The sequence below is a fragment of the Rhodococcus sp. P1Y genome, from assembly GCF_003641205.1.
GTDB lineage: Bacteria > Actinomycetota > Actinomycetes > Mycobacteriales > Mycobacteriaceae > Rhodococcoides.
In genome coordinates, this window is the sequence record NZ_CP032762.1 from 2,938,727 (window position 1) to 2,957,238 (window position 18,512).

Genomic DNA, 18,512 nt, shown 5'->3' on the forward strand with positions numbered 1-18,512 from the left:
CGTCATGGAAACTCATGTGGTCGAACATCCACTGGCCGCTGCCCTGCTCACGACGATGCGCGACGAACGCAGCGACAATGCGACATTTCGCTCTGCACTCCGCCAGCTCACACACATGTTGGTCTACGAGGCCACCCGCAACGCCGCGATCGATGTCTTCGACGTCAAGACGCCGGTGGCAGTAACCAAGGGCACCAGGTTGGCGAAACCACCGCTCCTGGTTCCAGTGCTACGGGCAGGACTCGGCATGGTCGAAAAAGCCAGCGGGCTGATCCCGCAGTCGCGCGTCGGATTCGTCGGGATGGCCAGGGACGAGCAGACTCATCAGCCGGTCCCGTACATGGAGTCGCTGCCCGACGATCTCTCCAGCACGCCCGTCTACGTCCTCGACCCGATGCTGGCCACAGGTGGGTCCATGGTTCACACCATCGAGCTGCTTGTCGGTCGAGGAGCAGCGGACGTCACCGCCATTTGCGTGGTCGCGGCTCCCGAGGGAGTGGCCGCGCTCGAGGCGTCGGGACTGCCGGTGCGACTGGTCGCGGCCAGCATCGACGACGGACTCAACGACGACGCCTTCATCGTTCCCGGGCTCGGTGACGCGGGTGACCGTCAGTTCGGTCCGCGCTGACCGCCTCACTCGTCCTCGGGGTGACGTGGCCCGCGAGTGAGGGCGATCCTCGTATTCGTTTCGTCGACGTGGGTACACGTGAAGTCGGCTATGTCGGCCTGCGCGGCAACCGTGTCGGGTTCGCGGCCCTCGGAGTGCAGCGATGGTGTACCGGGCGGATCGCCTTTCGAAAGGGAAAGGGATCGGAGTACGTCGCGTGCCCGCAGCAACGTCCGGTCGATGTGGGATCGCAGTGCGCGGAGTGCGAGTCCAAGGACGGATTTCGCTTCGTGCACACCATCCATCGGGGTGGATTCGTCTCTCGTGAGCTCGAAGCGCACGTCATGCAACCACATTGGCTGTACATCGCGACGTTCGCGAACGGCGTGCACAAGGTCGGTACCGCCGCGGATACGAGAAAGTGGGGCAGGCTTGCCGAGCAAGGCGCCATGTGCGCCCAGTACGTCGCCCGGGCCGAGGACGGCAAGGTGATTCGCGTACTCGAAGACCGGGTGACCGAGGCGCTCCAGGTGCGGCAGGCCGTCAGATCGTCCGCGAAGGCCGCAGCGTTGGCATTACCGATCGACACCGCCCGACTCGATGCCGCGACCGGCGCCCTCGCTGCGCGTGTGCGCTCGATGATCGAGCCGGAGGACGGAGAGACCGAATACAGGATCGTCGACGAGTCCTGGCAAGCACCGGGATTCCGTGACCTTGCAACGGGAAACAGGCTCGCATACCCGAACGACCTCACAGCCGGGACTCATGGGTTCACCGTCGACGCGTGTATCGGACAGACTGCTGTCGTCACGGTCGAGGACAGCTCCTACGTCGTCGACCTGCACGAACTCAAAGGGCGCCGTGTCGAATTCGGTGATTATTCGACCGAGCTGCCGCCGGTGCAGTCGGCGCTGTTCTGAAGGTCCACGTGAGTGGAAATACATAGCAGAGTATGTATTTCCGCTCACAACAGGACTACAGGCCGCGGGCGAAGACTCGAAGCTCCTCCAGGGTGGTCTCGGCTGCGGCTCGTGCCCTCGGGAGGTCGTCGAGGTCCGCGGTCGGCTCGATGACCTCGAGGTACGCCTTCATCTTGGGTTCGGTTCCCGACGGTCGTACGATGACCCGGATTCCGTTGCCCGAAAGCTCGACCGCGTCGGTGCGCAGCGGACCCGGTTCCTCGAGCAGGTCGGTGACGGTGACCGGACGACCGGCCAGCTGGGCCGGGGGATCGGAACGCAGCTGTGCCATCATCGATTCGATCATGCTCAGATCGTCCACGCGGGTGGATACCTGGGTGCCCGCGTGCACCCCGAACTCGACTGCCAGAGCGTCCAGTACGTCGAGAACCGTGCGGCCCTCGGATTTCAGCGTCGCGGCAAGGTCGGCCAGCATCACTGCCGCCGAGATCCCGTCCTTGTCGTTGACCGAGGACGGGTCGACGCAGTGGCCGATCGCTTCCTCGTAGGCGTAGACCAGGCCGTTTCCAGCGCGCACGAGCCATTTGAATCCGGTCAACGTCCGGGCGTACCGCGCACCACGTGCGGGGGCCAACGCCGACAGCAGCTGAGACGAGACGATCGTGTTGGCCACCAACGAATCCGGTGGGGCAGACTTCAGGATGTGATCGGCGAGAAGAGCGCCGGTTTCATCGCCGCTGAGCATGCGCCAACCCAGCGGCCCGCGCGCGCCGATCGCACACCGGTCCGCATCGGGATCGAGCGCTATCGCGAGATCGGCGTCGACCTCATCGGCCAGAGCGAGAAGCGCGTCGGATGCTCCTGGTTCTTCCGGGTTGGGGAATGCGACGGTCGGAAACTCGGGGTCGGGATCGAATTGGCTTGTCACGACGTGTACGTCACGAAATCCGAGTCCCCCCAACGCGGTACAGGCGATTTCGCCTCCGACGCCATGCATGGGCGTCAACGCGATGCGGATATTTCTGCTGCTGGACCGTACGAGGTGGGGGAGGGTGTCGAGGTAGCGGGCGGTCACATCCGATCCGCCGGGGGCCACGAGCGCTCGGGGTACGTCGATGGCGCGTCCGACAGCGGCAATCTCGGCTTCGATCTGCCCGTCGGCAGGAGGAATCAGCTGCGCTCCGCCCCTGAGATAGACCTTGTAGCCGTTGTCGGCGGCGGGGTTGTGAGAAGCAGTGATCTGCACTCCGAGCTCGGAGTCGAGCGCGCGCACGGCGAACGCCAGGACGGGTGTCGGGAGCGGCCGGGGAAGTAGGATCACCGTAAAGCCCTGGGCTGCAAATGTTTCGGAGGCGGCTGTCGCAAACGCTTCGGAACCGTGCCTGGCGTCGCGCCCGACGACCACCGTCGATCCGTCGTGGCCCTGCTCTTTTAACCACGCACCGATTCCCGCGGACGTTCGTACGACGACAGCGACGTTCATGCCGTTCGGTCCGCCGCGAACTTCACCGCGAAGTCCTGCGGTTCCGAAACTCAGCGGAGCGCGGAAGCGTTCTGCCAGTTCGGCATCGGTCAGTTCGGTCAGTTCCTCACGGGTCGACGGGTCGGGATCAGCGTCGATCCAGGCCGCGACCTGTGCGGCGAGTTCCGAGCTCACAGCTGCGTCACCAATTGAAACAGCAGCTCACCCATCCTCGATGCCGATGCCTTGCCCGCTTCGAGAACTTCCTTGTGGTCGAGGTGTTCACCGGTCATCCCCGCCGCAAGATTGGTCACCAGGGACACTCCGAGAACACGTGCGCCGAGGGCTCGTGCCGCGATGGTTTCGTGCACCGTCGACATGCCGACGAGGTCGGCTCCGATCGTGCGGAGCATCCGAATCTCGGCAGGAGTCTCGTAGTGCGGGCCGGGAAGGCCTGCGTAAACACCGTCTTCGAGCGACGGGTCGATGCTTCGGGCTAGTTCGCGGAGTTCGGTCGAATACGCGTCGACCAGATCGACGAATTCGGCGCCGATCAGTGGCGACCTCGCCGTTAGGTTCAGATGGTCCGAGATGAGGACGGGTTGCCCGACGCTCATACCCTCACGGATGCCGCCTGCTGCATTGGTGAGGACGACGGTGGTCGATCCTGCCGCGATGGCGGTGCGGACGGGGTGCACGACGCGCCGAAGTTCGTGACCCTCGTAGGCGTGCGTGCGGCCCTGTAGGAGAAGGGTGTGGGTGCCGTCCACGTTCACCGACGTGATGGTGCCAGAGTGTCCCGACGCCGAAGGAGGTGCGAACCCGGGGAGGTCGGCCATGCGGATCGTGGCTGTCGGCTCGCCGAATCGATCGGCGGCAGCTTGCCAGCCCGAGCCGAGGACGATGGCCACCGAATGTTCGGCGACTCCTGTCGCGTCGGCGATGGCGGCGGCGGCCGTCGCTGCGGCACCCGTCGGGTCGACAGTCGGATCGGCTTCGTGCGCGTCTGTAGTTCCCACGGGACAACCCTAGGAGATCGATCGCTCGCATCGGGCGCCGGCCGCCATCGTCTCGGGTGATGTGTGGGCACAGTGCACCCATCACCCTCTCTCGAGCGGGGGATCCCCCGCTCGAGAGAGAACGAGTGGTGCGTCCTGCCCACCGATATCGCTGCAGCGCTCAAGTTACTGCCGGGTAGTATTCGCTCATGCCATATCTGGAGCGCAACGGTGACGTCCACATTCTCTTCCTCGGCGACAAGGACGGTGCCGAGAACGTCGAGAACCGATTCCACCCCGACTGGATCGAGAAGATCCATGCGCTCCTGGACGAGGTCGAAGCAATCGACGGACCAGCCGCGCTGGTGACCACCGCGACCGGCAAGTTCTTCACCAACGGACTCGATACCGATTGGCTGTTCGCCAACCTCGACAACGTCACGTGGTACCTCGACCGCGTCCACACGCTGTACACGCGTCTCCTCGCGTTCCCGATGGCGACGATTGCTGCGGTGCAGGGGCATGCGTTCGGTGCTGGTGCCATGCTGGCCACCGCGCACGACTTCCGAGTCGTACGTGCCGATCGTGGGTTCTACTGTCTGCCCGAGGTCAACCTGAACATGCCCTTCACGGTGGGCATGTCGGCGTTGGTCACCGGCCGGTTGCCCAAGCAGACGGCCGTCGAAGCGATGACGACGGGACGCCGGTACGGAGGCGTCGACGCCGTCGCGTCCGGGATCGCAGATGTCGCAGTGGCCGAAGATCAGGTGCTCACCTCGGCTGTGGAGCGCGCAGCGGCGCTCACCAGCACGCGCGGAAAGAACCTTGCCGGCATCAAAGCGGGGATCCACACGGACGTACTCGCTGCACTGAACATTCCAACGGGCGAGAGCAACTTCAGCTTCGGAAACCAGTAGTGACAGACTGGTGCGGTGATCGATGAGACCGATGCCGGTGTGCGCAGGGCCGCACCAGAGCTGATCGCGCTGTCGCATTCGATTCATTCGGAGCCGGAGTTGGCGTTCGAGGAGTATCGCAGCGCGGCAAAGGTCTGCGAGGTTCTCGCCTCACACGGCTTCGAGATCGATTCCGGTGTCGCAGACATCCCGACCGCGTTCACTGCGAGCTATGGGTCAGGTGAATTGACCATCGGCATCTGCGCGGAGTACGACGCGCTCCCCGAGATCGGCCACGCATGTGGCCACAACATCATCGCGGCGTCGGCCGTCGGTGCTGCGATCGCGCTTGCGCCGTTCGCCGAAAAACTCGGCATCACAATTCGGGTGCTCGGCACTCCGGCCGAGGAGAGCGGCGGCGGCAAGGTGCTGATGCTCGAACGCGGAGTGTTCGACGGAGTTGCCGCGGCATTGATGGTCCATCCAGGCCCCTTCGACATCGTCGGCGCGACGTCGCTGGCTCTTTCCGATATAGCTGTTCGTTTCACCGGTCGTGCGGCCCATGCGTCGGCCGCGCCGGAGTGGGGAATCAACGCGGGTGATGCGCTCACTGTCAGCCAGGTCGCGATCGGGTTGCTGCGACAGCATCTTGCGCCGGGTCAGCAGCTCCACGGCATCGTCAGCGACGGCGGCCTCGCGCCCAATATCGTTCCGGGCCACTCCGAACTTCTCTACTACCTTCGCGCGCACACCTCGGAGTCCTTGGCTGCGTTGACAGAGAAGGCGTATCGATGTTTCGACGCAGGCGCGCTCGCAACGGGTTGTACGCACGAGATCCGTACCATCTCACCGACATACGCAGAACTGACGCCCGATCCCTGGCTGGTTGCGCAGTTCAGGCGTGAAGCCGAAGCGATCGGACGTACACCACTTGCACCTGAACTGGAAGGATTTCGCCCTCTGGGCAGCACCGACATGGGAAACGTGACGAATGTACTTCCGGGAATCCATCCCGTCATCGGCTTGGATTCGTCCGGCGCCGTGACGCATCAGCCCGAATTCGCGGCCGCGTGCGTCACCGCATCCGCGGACACTGCGGTTCTCGACGGCGCCCGGCTGCTCGCAAGAACGGCCGCAGCGGCGTCACAGGACACCGACGTCAGATCTCGCCTGCTCGAGGGCGTCCAAGCTCGGTCTGCGCGATGATCGACAGGTTCGCGCTCGTCGACAAGTGGATTCTCGACCACACCGACGATCTGTCGCAGTGGCGAAGGCACATTCACGCCAACCCCGAGTTGGCTCGACAGGAATTCGCCACCACGTCGTTCGTCATGGAAACGCTCGAAGCGGCGGGCTGACCCCCAAGCTGCTGCCTGGAGGTACCGGCCTGATCTGCGACATGGGTCCGAGTGGCCCTCGTGTCGCGCTTCGCGCCGACATGGATGCGCTTCCGCTGCAGGAGTTCACGGGCGCAACGTACAGCTCGACGGTCCCCGGCGTCTCGCATGCATGTGGGCACGACGCACACACCACGGTGCTGTTGGGCACCGCGCTTGCGTTGTCGTCGTTGCCTGATCTGCCTTTCGGAATTCGGCTGATCTTCCAGCCTGCCGAGGAGGTGATGCCCGGTGGAGCGCTGGACGTCGTGGCCGCAGGCGGACTCGACGATGTCACGAAGATCTTTGCGCTGCACTGTGATCCACGACTGGAGGTCGGGAAGGTCGGCGTGCGCGTCGGCGCGATCACTTCGGCGGCGGACACGGTGGAGCTACGCCTCGATTCACCCGGAGGCCATACCTCGCGCCCCCATCTGACGACGGATCTCGTCTACGCGTTGGGCACTGTCATCACCGGACTACCCGGCATGCTCAGCCGCCGAATCGACCCTCGCACCAGTACCGTCATGGTGTGGGGAGCGGTTGTGGCAGGACAGGCCCCCAATGCGATTCCGCAGACCGGGATGCTGACGGGAACGGTACGCACCGGTGATCACGAGACATGGGCGTTGCTGGAACCGATGGTCGAGGACATCGTCACCGGACTTCTGGCGCCGACGGGTGTGCGTTTCGAACTGAACTACAAGCGCGGGGTTCCGCCCGTGGTCAACGGCGCCGCGGTGACGAGAACCTTCGAGAACGCGATCCGACGCGTAGGCCCGGCTGCGCTTGCCGATACTGCCCAGTCGGGCGGCGGGGAGGATTTCTCCTGGTACCTGGAGGACATCCCGGGTGCGATGGCAAGGTTGGGCGTCTGGTCGGGCACGGGTCCGCAGCTCGACATTCATCAACCCACGTTCGACCTCGACGAACGCGCGCTTGCCGTCGGCGTCAAGGTGATGACAAGCATCGCGCTCGAACCGAACTAAGCCGACTGCGTCGCACGTGAACGGAAATACAGAGTCCACTATGTATTTCCGTTCACAGATCAGCTGGTGGTGCCAGGCCCCACGTTGCGGCTGTTGCGGGTGCGCAGATCGCGGACGTACTCCGCAGGAGCGCCCGCAATTTCTGCGGCCTCGGCCATGACGCCGAGGTAGCGCGCCGAAGGTAGGCCGCCCTCGTAGGCGTCGAGCACGTACAGCCAGGCCAGAACCGGTCCGTCGGCGGTCTCGATGCGGAGCCTGACCTTGCGGTGGATGCCGAGTTCGGACCCCTCCCAGCGGTCGAGGCTCTCCTCGTCTTCCTCGGACACGTCGTACAGGACGACGAAAACCTTCTCGTCCTGGTCAGGAGCGACCGTTGCGAGTGCGCCCTCCCAGCCGATGTCGCCGCCGCCGAACGTCAACCGCCACCCGTGCAACCATCCTGTTCCGGACAGGGGGGAGTGCGGACAACGCTGCAACATCTGCTCCGGATGCATGTTCGATCCGTAGGCGGCATAGATTGGCACGTCGGCAAGCCTAAACCGTCGGGACATCGGTGGTCGCGGGGCAACCCCCGTCAAGGGTATTGCCGCTGGTCGGGGTCAAGTGAAGTAAGCCTTACCGCTGCATGACGGGCGTCACTGGAATAGCGTAGAGGCAGAAATCTCCCCCAATTCGAAAGAGGATCAATGACGCGGATCGTGATCATCGGTGGCGGACCTGCTGGGTACGAGGCAGCACTGGTGGCGGCGCAGCACGGGGGAACGGTGACACTCGTCGACTCCGAGGGAATCGGTGGCGCCTGCGTCCTGTGGGACTGTGTTCCGTCCAAGACGTTCATTGCGTCGACGGGCATCAGGACGGAAATGCGTCGCGCGAACGACCTGGGGATCTCCCTCGACCCGTCGAAGGCAGCAATCGCACTGCCTCAGATCCACGAGCGAGTGAAGTCGCTGGCGCAGGCTCAGTCCGCCGACATCGCGGCACGAGTGCGTTCGGTGGGGGTCGAACTCATCTCGGGTCGCGCCGAAATGATCGATTCGCAGGTGGGTATGGCCGCGCATCAAATCCGCGCGACACTCGCCGACGGATCGACGCGAATTCTCGACGCCGATGTCGTGCTCATCTCGACAGGCGCGAGTCCACGCGTCCTCACCGGTGCCGAGCCCGACGGCGAGCGCATCCTCAACTGGCGCCAGCTCTACGACCTGGAGGCATTGCCCGAGCATCTGGTTGTCGTCGGATCCGGTGTCACCGGCGCCGAGTTCGTGTCCGCCTACACCGAGATGGGCGTGAAGGTCACCGCGGTCTCGAGTCGTGATCGCGTTCTGCCTCACGAGGACGAGGACGCCGCACTCGTGCTGGAAGATGCGTTCAACGAGCGCGGCGTGACGCTCGTCAAGCACGCGCGCGCGGACTCGGTGGAGCGGACCGAAACCGGGGTGATCGTCAAACTCGCCGACGGACGAACCGTCGAGGGAAGCCACGCGTTGATGACGGTCGGTTCCGTGCCGAACACGTCGGGCCTGGGCCTGGAAAAGGTCGGCATCGAACTCGATCGCGGCGGCTACCTTCGGGTGGACCGCGTCTCGCGTACATCGGTTGCAGGGATCTACGCGGCTGGTGACTGCACCGGCCTGCTCCCGCTTGCGTCGGTAGCCGCGATGCAGGGGCGTATAGCGATGTATCACGCACTCGGACAAGCGGTTACGCCGATCAAACTCAAGACCGTCGCATCGGCAGTGTTCACGCGGCCGGAGATCGCCTCGGTGGGCGTCGCCCAGTCGGCGATCGACAACGGCGAGGTGCCTGCTCGAACTGTGATGCTTCCGCTCAGCACCAACCCGCGCGCCAAGATGTCGGGGCTCAAGCGCGGTTTCGTCAAGATCTTCTGCCGTCCGGCGACCGGCGTCGTCATCGGCGGCGTGGTCGTTGCGCCGACGGCATCGGAACTTATCCTGCCGATCGCAATGGCGGTGCAGAACAACCTCTCGGTGAACGATCTTGCAGCGACGTTCTCGGTGTACCCGTCGCTGACGGGGTCCATCACCGAAGCTGCGCGCCAGCTCATGCGCCACGACGACCTCGACTGAGCCGCGGAACCGCGCTGTCTCACCAGATGGGACAACGGTTTCATATTTTGAATTGTCATGACACAGTGGAGTGAGCCGACCACCATCCGGCTCACTTCACGCCCCAGTCGATCCTCGGGTATTTCACATCCGTTTCTCGACGCCGGGAGCATCGATCATGACTACTTCACTTCCTACTCTGGCTCGCCGACTCGACTCGGTGCAGAGTTCCGCAATTCGGGACCTTCTCGCCCTCACGGCGCGCGCTGATGTCATCAGCCTGGCGGGAGGTCTGCCTGCAACGGAACTGATTCCGACCACGCGGATCAGAGCCGCTGCGGTCGATGTCCTCGAAAGTTCATCGGCTGTGCAGTATTGCGAGACCTCGGGTTGGCGCGAACTGCGTGACGTCGTCGCCGAACGCGAAGCCAACATCATCGGCCGCCCGGTCGACGCAGCCGAAGTGGTGATCACCCACGGATCTCAGCAGGCGCTGACTCTCGTGGCGCAGGCATTGCTCGATCCGGGTTCGATCGTCGTGGTCGACGAGCCCGCGTATACCGGTGCACTGCAGGTGTTCTCGATCGCAGGTGCCGATATTCGAGCAATCCCCATCGGTGAAGACGGGATGGACACCGACGAACTTGCGCGACGGCTCGCCGCCGGACTGCGGCCCGCGCTGGTGCACACGGTGAGCAATTTCCACAATCCCCGGGGTGTGACGATGTCTACGCCGAAACGTCGTCACCTGGCCGAACTCGCGGATGAATACGGATTCTGGATACTCGAGGACGATCCCTACGGCGAAATCTGGTTCGACACCCCGCCCCCGGCACCGATCGCGTCGTACTCCGACCGTGTTGTGCGGTTGTCGAGCGCGTCGAAGATTCTGGCTCCGGCATTTCGTGTGGGGTGGATGGTTGCGCCGAAGCAGGTGTGTGACGCCGTCGAGCTGCTCAAGCAGGGTGCAGATCTGTGCGGGTCTTCGCTGACTCAGCAGATGGCCGCACATCTGCTGACCGACACAGCCTGGCTCGAGCGGCATCTGACTTCATTGAGGACCGAATATCATTCCCGTGCAATGGAATTGGTTCGAGCGCTTCAGTTCGAGATGGGTGGCGCGCTGTCGGTGTCGCCTGCACACGGCGGTATGTTCGTCTGGGCGAATTTCCACGACGGTACCGACACGACGGCGTTGTTGGCCTCGGCCATCGACCACGGCGTCGCGTTCGTGCCAGGCAAGGCGTTCGCGGACGACGTGGCGTATCGGGGCGCTTTCCGTCTGTGTTTCACCAGCTCGCCCGCCCCGGTGCTGCACGAAGCTGTGCGAAGGCTGAAGGCGGCTCACGCGCTGTCGTGAGCGTGTCAGGGTGTCGGAGGTCACGTGCTCTCCCACACACCAGGGCTGATGCACGGGCGGGTACTCGGCTTGAACGGTAGCCTTGTTTCGGCACCGAAACTTTTGTCTTCAGTCCATTCACGTGGGGAGCGAGCACTTGAGCAACCGATCGAACACCACATTCCTTGGCCCGAAGGCGCGCGACGAGGCGTGGGAGAAGCTCGGATCCGAGCAGTTCGACGTCGTCGTGGTCGGTGGCGGTGTCGTCGGTGCCGGCGCCGCACTCGACGCTGCGACTCGTGGTCTCAAGGTTGCGCTCGTCGAAGCCCGGGATTTTGCGTCCGGCACGTCGAGTCGGTCGTCGAAGATGTTTCACGGCGGCCTCAGGTATCTGGAGCAACTCGAATTCGGGTTGGTGCGCGAGGCTCTGCACGAACGTGAGCTGTCGTTGTCCACGCTCGCGCCGCACTTGGTCAAACCGCTTAAATTTCTGTTCCCGCTGACCCATCGCGTATGGGAGCGCCCGTACATAGCTGCTGGGATCTTCTTGTACGACACCATGGGCGGCGCCAAGTCGGTACCCGCGCAGAAACATCTCACCCGGTCGGGCGCGTTGCGTATGTCGCCCGGTCTCAAACGCAAGTCCCTGATCGGCGGAATTCGGTACTACGACACCGTCGTCGACGATGCCCGGCACACGATGAGTGTCGCCAGAACTGCGGCGCATTACGGTGCAGTGGTGAGAACGTCGACCCAGGTGGTCGGATTCCTACGCGAGGCGGACCGCGTGTCCGGTGTGCGCGTGCGTGATTCGGAGAACGGTGCGACGACGGAGGTGCGCGGGCATGTCGTCATCAATGCGACCGGCGTGTGGACGGACGAGATTCAGGCGTTGTCGTCCCAGCGCGGTCGTTTCCGCGTTCGGGCGTCCAAAGGCGTGCACATCGTCGTTCCACGCGACCGCATCGTCAGTGAAGCAGCGATCATTCTCCGAACCGAGAAGTCGGTGCTGTTCATCATTCCGTGGGGTGCACATTGGATCATCGGCACCACCGATACCGATTGGAAGCTCGATCTCGCACATCCGGCAGCAACCAAGGCCGATATCGACTACATCCTGAGCGAGGTCAACACCGTTCTGGTGACGCCACTGACCCATGAGGACATCGATGGTGTCTACGCGGGACTTCGTCCCCTCCTCGCGGGGGAGAGCGACGAAACCTCGAAGTTGTCCCGCGAGCATGCCGTCGCGAGGGTGGCGCCCGGTCTCGTGGCCATCGCGGGTGGGAAGTACACCACGTACCGCGTGATGGCCGAGGATGCAGTCGACCTCGCTGCGGAGGACATCCCCGCGAGGGTGGCGTCGTCGATCACCGAGAAGGTACCGCTGGTCGGCGCCGATGGCTACTTCGCGCTTGTGAACCAGGCACATCACCTCGCCGAGGTGCACGGGCTCCACCCGTATCGCGTTACGCACCTCCTCGATCGGTACGGCTCGCTGATCGACGAGGTTCTGGAGTTGGCGAAGGACAAGCCCGAGTTGTTGCAGCCGATCACGGACGCCCCGAGTTACTTGCAGGTCGAAGCCGTGTACGCGGCTGCTGCGGAGGGAGCGCTCCATCTCGAGGACATTCTGTCGCGTCGCACCCGCATTTCGATCGAGTACTCGCACCGTGGCGTCAATTGCGCAGGCCAGGTGGCCGCGCTCGTGGCCCCGGTTCTCGGTTGGGATTCCGCGATGGTCGACCGGGAGGTGGACACGTACAACGCACGTGTGGAGGCAGAGATCAAATCGCAGATGCAGCCCGACGACGAATCGGCCGATGCTTTGCGTGTCGTCGCCCCCGAAGCACGTCAGGAGATCCTCGAGCCCGTCAGCGTGTCGATGCCACCCGTTCGCGACTAGTGCCGAACGGGGAAGTCGGCGAAGAAGACAGGACGCTGGCGACATACGAAAGCGCCGCCGCCCTCTACATCGAACGGACGGAACGAACTCGCCCGGAACTCGAGGTGTTCATGACCGAGTTCGCGTCGGCCGTACGGATTGGCCGTGTCCTCGAGATCGGCAGTGGCCCGGGCTGGGATGCGGTGTATCTCGACGGATTGGGGTTACAGGTCGAGAGAAGCGATGCGACTGCCGCATTCGTCGACAGGATGCGTGCGGATGGTTACGCTGCGCGCCGGCTGAATGTCGTCACGGACGACCTGGGCGGGCCGTACGGTGGCATTTTCGCCAACGCAGTTCTCCTGCATCTGACGCGAGACGAGTTCTTCGACGTGCTCGAGCGCGCCAGAAGTGCATCTCGTGTACTGGCATTCACCGTCAAAGAAGGCGACGGTGAGGAATGGAGCACCGCGAAACTCGACCTGCCCAGGCATTTCACCTACTGGCGCGAGCAGGCTGTGCGCGAGGCAGTCGAGAGCGCCGGATGGACTGTGACGTCGTTGGAGCGCGTCGGTGAACCCGGAACCCAGCAGTGGCTCTTCGTGCTTGCGACGTGACTTCGGGCGTCAGCTGGGACCAGGCTGGCAATAGGGGCAGTAGTAAATCTGTCTCTCTTCCAGCGGGTTGTCGCCCAGCAGACCGAACTCGACAGTTGTGCCGCAGCGCCTGCACGGCTTGTTCTCGCGCCCGTACACCCAGAAGTGCCTACCGGCTCGACGGTCACCGGTGGTAACCCGCTGGCTTCGGTCCTTGTTGGCGACGATGGTGCGGTACGACAGGTCGACGACCTTGGCTATGTTGCCTGCATCCTTGACCGGCGTGCGCGGATCGATGCCGCGGAGAAAGCAAATTTCGTTGCGGTAGACGTTCCCCAGGCCCGCGAGATTGCGCTGATCCAGGAGAGCGAGTCCGATGGGCCGATCAAGGTCGGCGTTCACGTTTTCGACAGCCTTCGCCGCGTCCCAGTCCGGGCCCAGGAGGTCGGGTCCGAGATAGCCGACGGCGTCGTCCTCATCGGCGACGATCTCGAGGACGCCCAGCTCGAATCCGACGGCCTGGGAATCCTCGGTAGTCAGGATTGCTCGCGCCTGGAATGTGGGCTTCCTCCACTTGCCGCCGCGTGGGTAGACCTGCCAGGTGCCCTCCATCTTGAGATGAGAATGGATCGAGTAGCCACCTACCCTGATCAGCAAATGTTTGCCGCGGGACAGAACCGCCTCCACAGTGTGGCCGGTGAAATCTACTGTGGCATAGCGGGGTACGCGTATATCGCAGCCGGTCAGAACCTTGCCTTCGAGCGCCGCGCGTAGTACGTTCGCCGCCCGGTACACGGTATCGCCCTCGGGCACGTCAACTCCTCAATCTCAGGCCGCGCGGAGTGGCGGAGAACCCGGCTTCCGTCAGCACCTTGGAGAATGCAGTCCCATGAATGTCGTTTCCGTCGACTCGTTCGACGAGCAATTTGTCCACGCCGCCCCGTTTGACGGTGGCGGCGAGCGCGTGAGCCGCGGTGGACGTGACAGCATCGTCGTCCGAGAAAGTGAGCACGGTCTTACCTCCACGCTCCACATACATTGCGAGTTCGCCTTCGTGCAGTACGACAAGGGCGCCCGCTTTTCGGCCGGGTCGATGTTTGATCTCGTCCTCGGTCACTCGCTTCGGCCAATTCAGCGCTGCACCATAGGGATTGGCAGGATCGCAGGCTGCCATGACGACGGCGCCCGTCTTTTCCCTCTCCTCGTACGTGCGCAGACGGTCCACCACCTCGGAGGTGGAGAACTGGGCGCCGCCGAGGGAATCCACGAAGTATCCGCGTCTGCTTCGGCCCGAGTCCTCGAAGGTGGTGAGCACCTTGTACATCGTCGCGAATCCGCCTGGCACACCCTCGTTCATGACCGCGCCACGTGTCACCACGCCGTAGCGTTCGAGCAGAACGTCGGCGGTGGCATGTGCGCGGACAGTGGCGTCCGGTTCGAGGTCGGGCAGCCTGGACCACCGTCCACCTGCAGTCGGCGGACCGGTGCGGGTAGGCAGGGTTGGGCGTTCGAATCTGCGGTACGACCTCAGCCGAGGTGTTCTGCGAGGCGCGCGATGGCTCGGGGCCGATCGCGTGGTTGCGTTGAGCAGCGCGCGCAACGGCGCAAAGGTGTCGTTGCTGAGCCGCCCGGCCCACACCAGCTCCCACAGCGCAGCATGCAAACTGTCGTCGTCGGTGCTGCCTACGGTGTCGGACAGCTGCCGGAAGAAGTACGCCCCGCCCGCGGATACTGCGTCGAGCACGCGGAGTTGTAGTTCGGACAGATCCGATTCTGCGGGAGGAGCGAGTGTCAGCGGTGCAGTGTCGGCCATGTGCAAGCACACCCAGCCGTCTTTGGACGTGATGGACCCGTGTCCGGACCACATGACCTCGCCGGTGGAGGTCAGTTCGTCGAGCATCGCCGGCGAGTAGTTGCGCACCCTCGATGCCAGAACGAGCGGCTCCCACGCCGATGCCGGTATCGGAACGCCCGAGAGTTGTTCGACGATGGTGGCGACCCCGTCGATCCCACTGAGCTGGCGGCTGTCGACGTGCTGCCACGCAGGGAGGAATCGACCGAGCGTCGCGGTGGCCACCGGTTCGATCTCGTGTCTGGCCGCGGCGAGGGATCGACGCCGAAGTCGACGGAGTACTTCGGCGTCGCACCATTCGCTGCCGGTCTTCTCCGGTCGGAACTCTCCCTCGACGACGCGCTTGTCAGCGCCGAGAGCGGCGAGCGCGCTCCGAGCCACCGCCGTTCCCAGACCGAAACGGGTAGCAAGATCGGCTACCGAGAACGGACCGTGGGTGCGTGCGTACCGGCTGACCAGGTCGGTCAGGGGATCGTCGACCGGTTCGATGAAGGCTGCGGGAGTGCCGATGGGTAGGGGGACGCCCAAGGCGTCGCGAAGCCGACTTGCGTCCTCGATTGCGGCCCACCACGTCGACCCTGCGAAGCTGACCTCCAAAGCCCTGCGGGCGGTAGCCAATTCGCTGAGCCACAGTCCGGACTCCTCGCCATCGGTTCGGGCCGCCACTTCTTCGGCGGTCAACGGTCCGAGCATGCGAAGTAAATCCGCGACACCTTCGATGTCCTTGGCGTGGCGGTCGGTGGCAAGTCGCTGAAGTTCGAGTTCGGTGGTCTCGATGATGGACTGATCCAGCAGTTCGCGAAGCTCTACTCGGCCGAGAAGTTCGGCCAGCAGAGTCGAGTCGAGGGACAGGGCCTGGGCGCGACGCTCCGCGAGGGGGCTGTCGCCCTCGTACATGAACGCACCGACGTAGCTGAACAGCAGCGAGTTCGCGAAAGGCGACGGCGACGGGGTCTCGACCTCGACTATGCGGATCTGTCGGCGCCCGATCTGCGCGAGAATCTCCTCGAGCGCCGGAAGGTCGTAGACATCCTGCAGGCACTCGCGGACGGTCTCGAGCAGGATCGGGAACGTCGGGTATTTCCGTGCGACGTCGAGCAGTTGTGCCGAACGCTGTCGCTGCTGCCAGAGCGGCGCGCGCTTGCCGGGGTTGCGACGGGGGAGAAGCAGTGCGCGCGCGGCGCATTCGCGGAACCGCGAGGCGAACAAGGCGGACCCGCCCACTTGCTCGGTGACGATGTCCGCGATCTCGTCCGTCTCGAACACGAACAGATCCGCACCGGGAGGCCGATCTTCGGTGTCGGGGAGTCGGACGATGATTCCGTCGTCGGATGCGGTGGGGGCTGCGTCGATTCCGTACCGCTCGATCAACCTGGCCCCGATGGCCAGCGCCCACGGAGCGTGTACTTGCTGGCCGTAGGTCGAGTGCAGCACCAGGCGCCAGTCGCCGAGTTCGTCGCGGAATCGTTCGACGATCATCGTCCGGTCGGTGGGTAGCTGTCCGGTTGCAGTGTTCTGCTCATCGAGAAGCGCGATCAAGTTGGTGACGGCATTGGCGTCCAGACCGTCGCTTGACAGTCTGTCCGCCAGTGCTTCTCGCTCCGACGTGCTTCGCAGAAATTCGCCGAGCGCTCGCCCGAGTTCGGCCGGCCGGCCGAGCCCGTCGCCGTGCCAGAAAGGCAGTCTGCCCGGCTGTCCGTACGCGGGGCTGACGAGGACACGGTCGTGAGTGATCTCCTCGATTCGCCAGCTGGTAGCACCGAGCGCGAACACATCGCCGACGCGCGACTCGTACACCATTTCCTCGTCGAGCTCACCTACACGAGAAGCTTTTTCGCCGACCATGTACACGGTGAACAGGCCACGGTCCGGAATGGCACCGCCCGAGGTGACGGCGAGGCGCTGCGCTCCGGGACGACCGGTCAAGGTATTGGCGTCGCGGTCCCACACGAGGCGTGGGCGTAGTTCTGCGAACTCGTCGGACGGATAGCGTCCGGACAGAAGGTCGAGTGTCGATTCGTACGCAGACCGTGGGAGCGTGGCGAAGCTGCCCGTACGGCGGACGGCGTCGAACCAGTCGTGCGCGTCGATCGGCTCGAGGGCGCACGCGGCCACGGTCTGCTGAGCCAGGATGTCCAGTGGGTTCGCAGGCACGAACATCGCTTCGATCTTGCCTGTCGTCATCCGCTCGACCGTGACGGCGCAGTGAATCAGATCTGTGCGGTGCTTGGGGAACAGCACGCCCTTGGAAATTTCGCCGACCTGATGACCTGCTCGGCCGACGCGCTGCAGTCCGCTTGCCACGGACGGCGGAGCCTCCACCTGAACAACCAAATCGACCGCGCCCATGTCGATTCCCAGCTCGAGGCTGCTGGTGGCAACGACGCACCTGAGTCTGCCTGTCTTCAGGTCGTCCTCGATGAGAGCTCGTTGATCCTTGCTGACGCTGCCGTGGTGGGCGCGAGCGAGTAGCGGCTCGGCGCCGTGGCCGACGTCGCTCGACGCGCCGATCAGCGACGCAGGTCCGTGCGTCGTGTCCACCCCGTCGCCGAGGCGCTCGGAGTACACCTCGTTGAGCCGGGCGGTGAGCCGCTCCGACAATCGGCGAGAGTTCGCGAAGACGATGCACGACTTGTGCTCGAGGATGAGGTCGACGATCTTTTCTTCGACGTGCGGCCAGATGGAACCTTGTTGCGGCGCGGCAGAGGCCGACCCGTCGGCAGGCTCCTTGACGCCGAGTTCGGTCATGTCCTCGACGGGGACCTGCACTGTCAGATCGAAGGTCTTGGGGGCTGGAGGCGCGACGATCTCGATAGGTGCTGCTCCGGTGAGAAACCGTCCGACTTCTTCATGCGGACGAACCGTCGCGGACAGGCCGATCCGTTGCGCAGGCTTCTGAAGCATCAGATCGAGCCGTTCGAGCGACAGCGCGAGGTGGGAGCCTCGCTTGGTGCCTGCGACGGCATGGACTTCGTCGACGATGACCGTGTCCACGATGGCGAGAGATTCACGCGCTGCGGAGGTCAGCATCAAGAACAGAGACTCGGGCGTCGTGATGAGGATGTCGGGGGGAGTCTTGATCATCGATCGTCGATCGGCCGGGCTTGTGTCGCCCGAGCGAACACCGACGGAAATGTCGGGCGGTTCCAACCCGAGTCGTTTGGCGGTCTGAGTGATGCCCACGAGTGGGGCCCTCAGGTTGCGCTCGACGTCGACTGCCAGCGCCTTGAGCGGGGAGATGTAGAGAACCTTCGTCTTGCGCTCCTCGACGGGGCCGCGGCTTGCCAACTGATCGATCGACCACAGAAACGCCGACAGCGTCTTACCCGAACCGGTGGGAGCGACCACCAGGGTGTGCTTGCCGCTGGAGATGGCGTTCCACGCGCCCGCCTGCGCAGAGGTGGGGCTGGGGAATGCCCCGGTGAACCATTCCTGGGTGGATGCCGAGAATTTCGACAGCGCAGCCGCGTTGTCGACGTCGGTACCACTTCTTCGGGCCATCCGACCATGATGCCCCGAGGCA

Annotated in this window: 13 protein-coding genes and 1 pseudogene; 9 read left to right on the forward strand and 5 right to left on the reverse strand. The window is 64.2% G+C overall.

What is annotated here, in order from left to right; all coding sequences use genetic code 11:
* Positions 1–4 precede the first annotated feature (4 nt).
* Both upp and D8W71_RS13570 read left to right on the forward strand, forming a co-directional pair.
* A complete protein-coding gene (gene upp / locus D8W71_RS13565) occupies positions 5–628 on the forward strand; it encodes a uracil phosphoribosyltransferase (RefSeq protein ID WP_121119127.1) in 624 nt (207 codons plus the stop codon).
* A 68-nt stretch (positions 629–696) separates the two neighbouring features.
* Positions 697–1,527, forward strand: coding sequence for a DUF2797 domain-containing protein (locus D8W71_RS13570; protein ID WP_236077423.1), 831 nt, complete (start codon positions 697–699; stop codon positions 1,525–1,527).
* Between the two features lie 55 nt (positions 1,528–1,582).
* On the opposite strand, the gene D8W71_RS13575 is transcribed toward D8W71_RS13570, so the two are convergent.
* Together D8W71_RS13575 and D8W71_RS13580 are read right to left on the reverse strand one after the other, a co-directional pair.
* Positions 1,583–3,184 carry a phospho-sugar mutase gene (locus tag D8W71_RS13575; RefSeq protein WP_121114117.1) on the reverse strand — a complete coding sequence of 534 codons (1,602 nt, stop codon included), beginning with the start codon at positions 3,182–3,184 and terminating at the stop codon, positions 1,583–1,585.
* Positions 3,181–4,008, reverse strand: coding sequence for a purine-nucleoside phosphorylase (locus D8W71_RS13580; protein ID WP_121114118.1), 828 nt, complete (start codon positions 4,006–4,008; stop codon positions 3,181–3,183). Before D8W71_RS13580 ends, D8W71_RS13575 begins: the two co-directional genes overlap by 4 nt.
* Before the next feature lie 188 nt (positions 4,009–4,196).
* Between D8W71_RS13580 and D8W71_RS13585 the strand changes: the two genes are divergently transcribed.
* The 3 genes and pseudogenes from D8W71_RS13585 to D8W71_RS13595 all read left to right on the forward strand — a co-directional run bounded on the left by D8W71_RS13585 (position 4,197) and on the right by D8W71_RS13595 (position 7,248).
* Complete coding sequence (locus D8W71_RS13585; RefSeq protein WP_121114119.1) at positions 4,197–4,904, forward strand: enoyl-CoA hydratase/isomerase family protein; 708 nt, start codon at positions 4,197–4,199, stop codon at positions 4,902–4,904.
* A gap of 15 nt (positions 4,905–4,919) precedes the next feature.
* On the forward strand, positions 4,920–6,089 hold the full coding sequence (locus tag D8W71_RS13590; protein ID WP_121114120.1) for a M20 family metallopeptidase: 1,170 nt from the start codon (positions 4,920–4,922) through the stop codon (positions 6,087–6,089).
* Positions 6,086–7,248: pseudogene (locus tag D8W71_RS13595) on the forward strand (M20 family metallopeptidase). The gene D8W71_RS13590 and the pseudogene D8W71_RS13595 overlap by 4 nt, the downstream one beginning before the upstream one ends.
* A gap of 59 nt (positions 7,249–7,307) precedes the next feature.
* Here the strand turns inward: D8W71_RS13595 and D8W71_RS13600 are convergent.
* Positions 7,308–7,772, reverse strand: a complete 465-nt coding sequence (locus D8W71_RS13600) for a gamma-glutamylcyclotransferase (protein ID WP_121114121.1) — start codon at positions 7,770–7,772, stop codon at positions 7,308–7,310.
* A gap of 162 nt (positions 7,773–7,934) precedes the next feature.
* On the opposite strand from D8W71_RS13600, the gene D8W71_RS13605 reads away from it, so the two are divergent.
* The 4 genes from D8W71_RS13605 (at position 7,935) to D8W71_RS13620 (ending at position 13,158) form a co-directional block, all read left to right on the forward strand.
* The gene (locus tag D8W71_RS13605; RefSeq protein WP_121114122.1) at positions 7,935–9,338 is read left to right on the forward strand and encodes an NAD(P)H-quinone dehydrogenase; all 1,404 of its coding nucleotides are present in this window, start codon (positions 7,935–7,937) and stop codon (positions 9,336–9,338) included.
* Positions 9,339–9,495: 157 nt separating this feature from the next.
* Positions 9,496–10,677 carry an aminotransferase-like domain-containing protein gene (locus D8W71_RS13610; RefSeq protein ID WP_121114123.1) on the forward strand — a complete coding sequence of 394 codons (1,182 nt, stop codon included), beginning with the start codon at positions 9,496–9,498 and terminating at the stop codon, positions 10,675–10,677.
* Positions 10,678–10,813: 136 nt separating this feature from the next.
* Positions 10,814–12,562, forward strand: a complete 1,749-nt coding sequence (gene glpD, locus D8W71_RS13615) for a glycerol-3-phosphate dehydrogenase (protein ID WP_121119131.1) — start codon at positions 10,814–10,816, stop codon at positions 12,560–12,562.
* A gap of 110 nt (positions 12,563–12,672) precedes the next feature.
* A complete protein-coding gene (locus D8W71_RS13620; protein ID WP_153275385.1) occupies positions 12,673–13,158 on the forward strand; it encodes a class I SAM-dependent methyltransferase in 486 nt (161 codons plus the stop codon).
* 9 nt (positions 13,159–13,167) lie between these two features.
* Here D8W71_RS13620 and D8W71_RS13625 read toward each other — a convergent pair whose 3' ends face one another.
* The gene (locus D8W71_RS13625) at positions 13,168–13,950 is read right to left on the reverse strand and encodes a DNA-formamidopyrimidine glycosylase family protein (RefSeq protein ID WP_121114125.1); all 783 of its coding nucleotides are present in this window, start codon (positions 13,948–13,950) and stop codon (positions 13,168–13,170) included.
* A gap of 1 nt (position 13,951) precedes the next feature.
* Positions 13,952–18,490, reverse strand: a complete 4,539-nt coding sequence (locus D8W71_RS13630) for an ATP-dependent helicase (protein ID WP_121114126.1) — start codon at positions 18,488–18,490, stop codon at positions 13,952–13,954.
* Between the last annotated feature and the right edge of the window lie 22 nt (positions 18,491–18,512).

Excerpts from the sequence above, each read along its gene's own strand:
- D8W71_RS13610 (WP_121114123.1), top strand. The coding sequence starts at position 9,496 with ATGACTACTTCACTTCCTACTCTGGCTCGCCGACTCGACTCGGTGCAG.
- D8W71_RS13585 (WP_121114119.1), top strand. The coding sequence starts at position 4,197 with ATGCCATATCTGGAGCGCAACGGTGACGTCCACATTCTCTTCCTCGGC.
- D8W71_RS13630 (WP_121114126.1), bottom strand. The coding sequence starts at position 18,490 with ATGGCCCGAAGAAGTGGTACCGACGTCGACAACGCGGCTGCGCTGTCG.
- D8W71_RS13605 (WP_121114122.1), top strand. The coding sequence starts at position 7,935 with ATGACGCGGATCGTGATCATCGGTGGCGGACCTGCTGGGTACGAGGCA.
- D8W71_RS13620 (WP_153275385.1), top strand. The coding sequence starts at position 12,673 with ATGACCGAGTTCGCGTCGGCCGTACGGATTGGCCGTGTCCTCGAGATC.
- upp (WP_121119127.1), top strand. The coding sequence starts at position 5 with ATGGAAACTCATGTGGTCGAACATCCACTGGCCGCTGCCCTGCTCACG.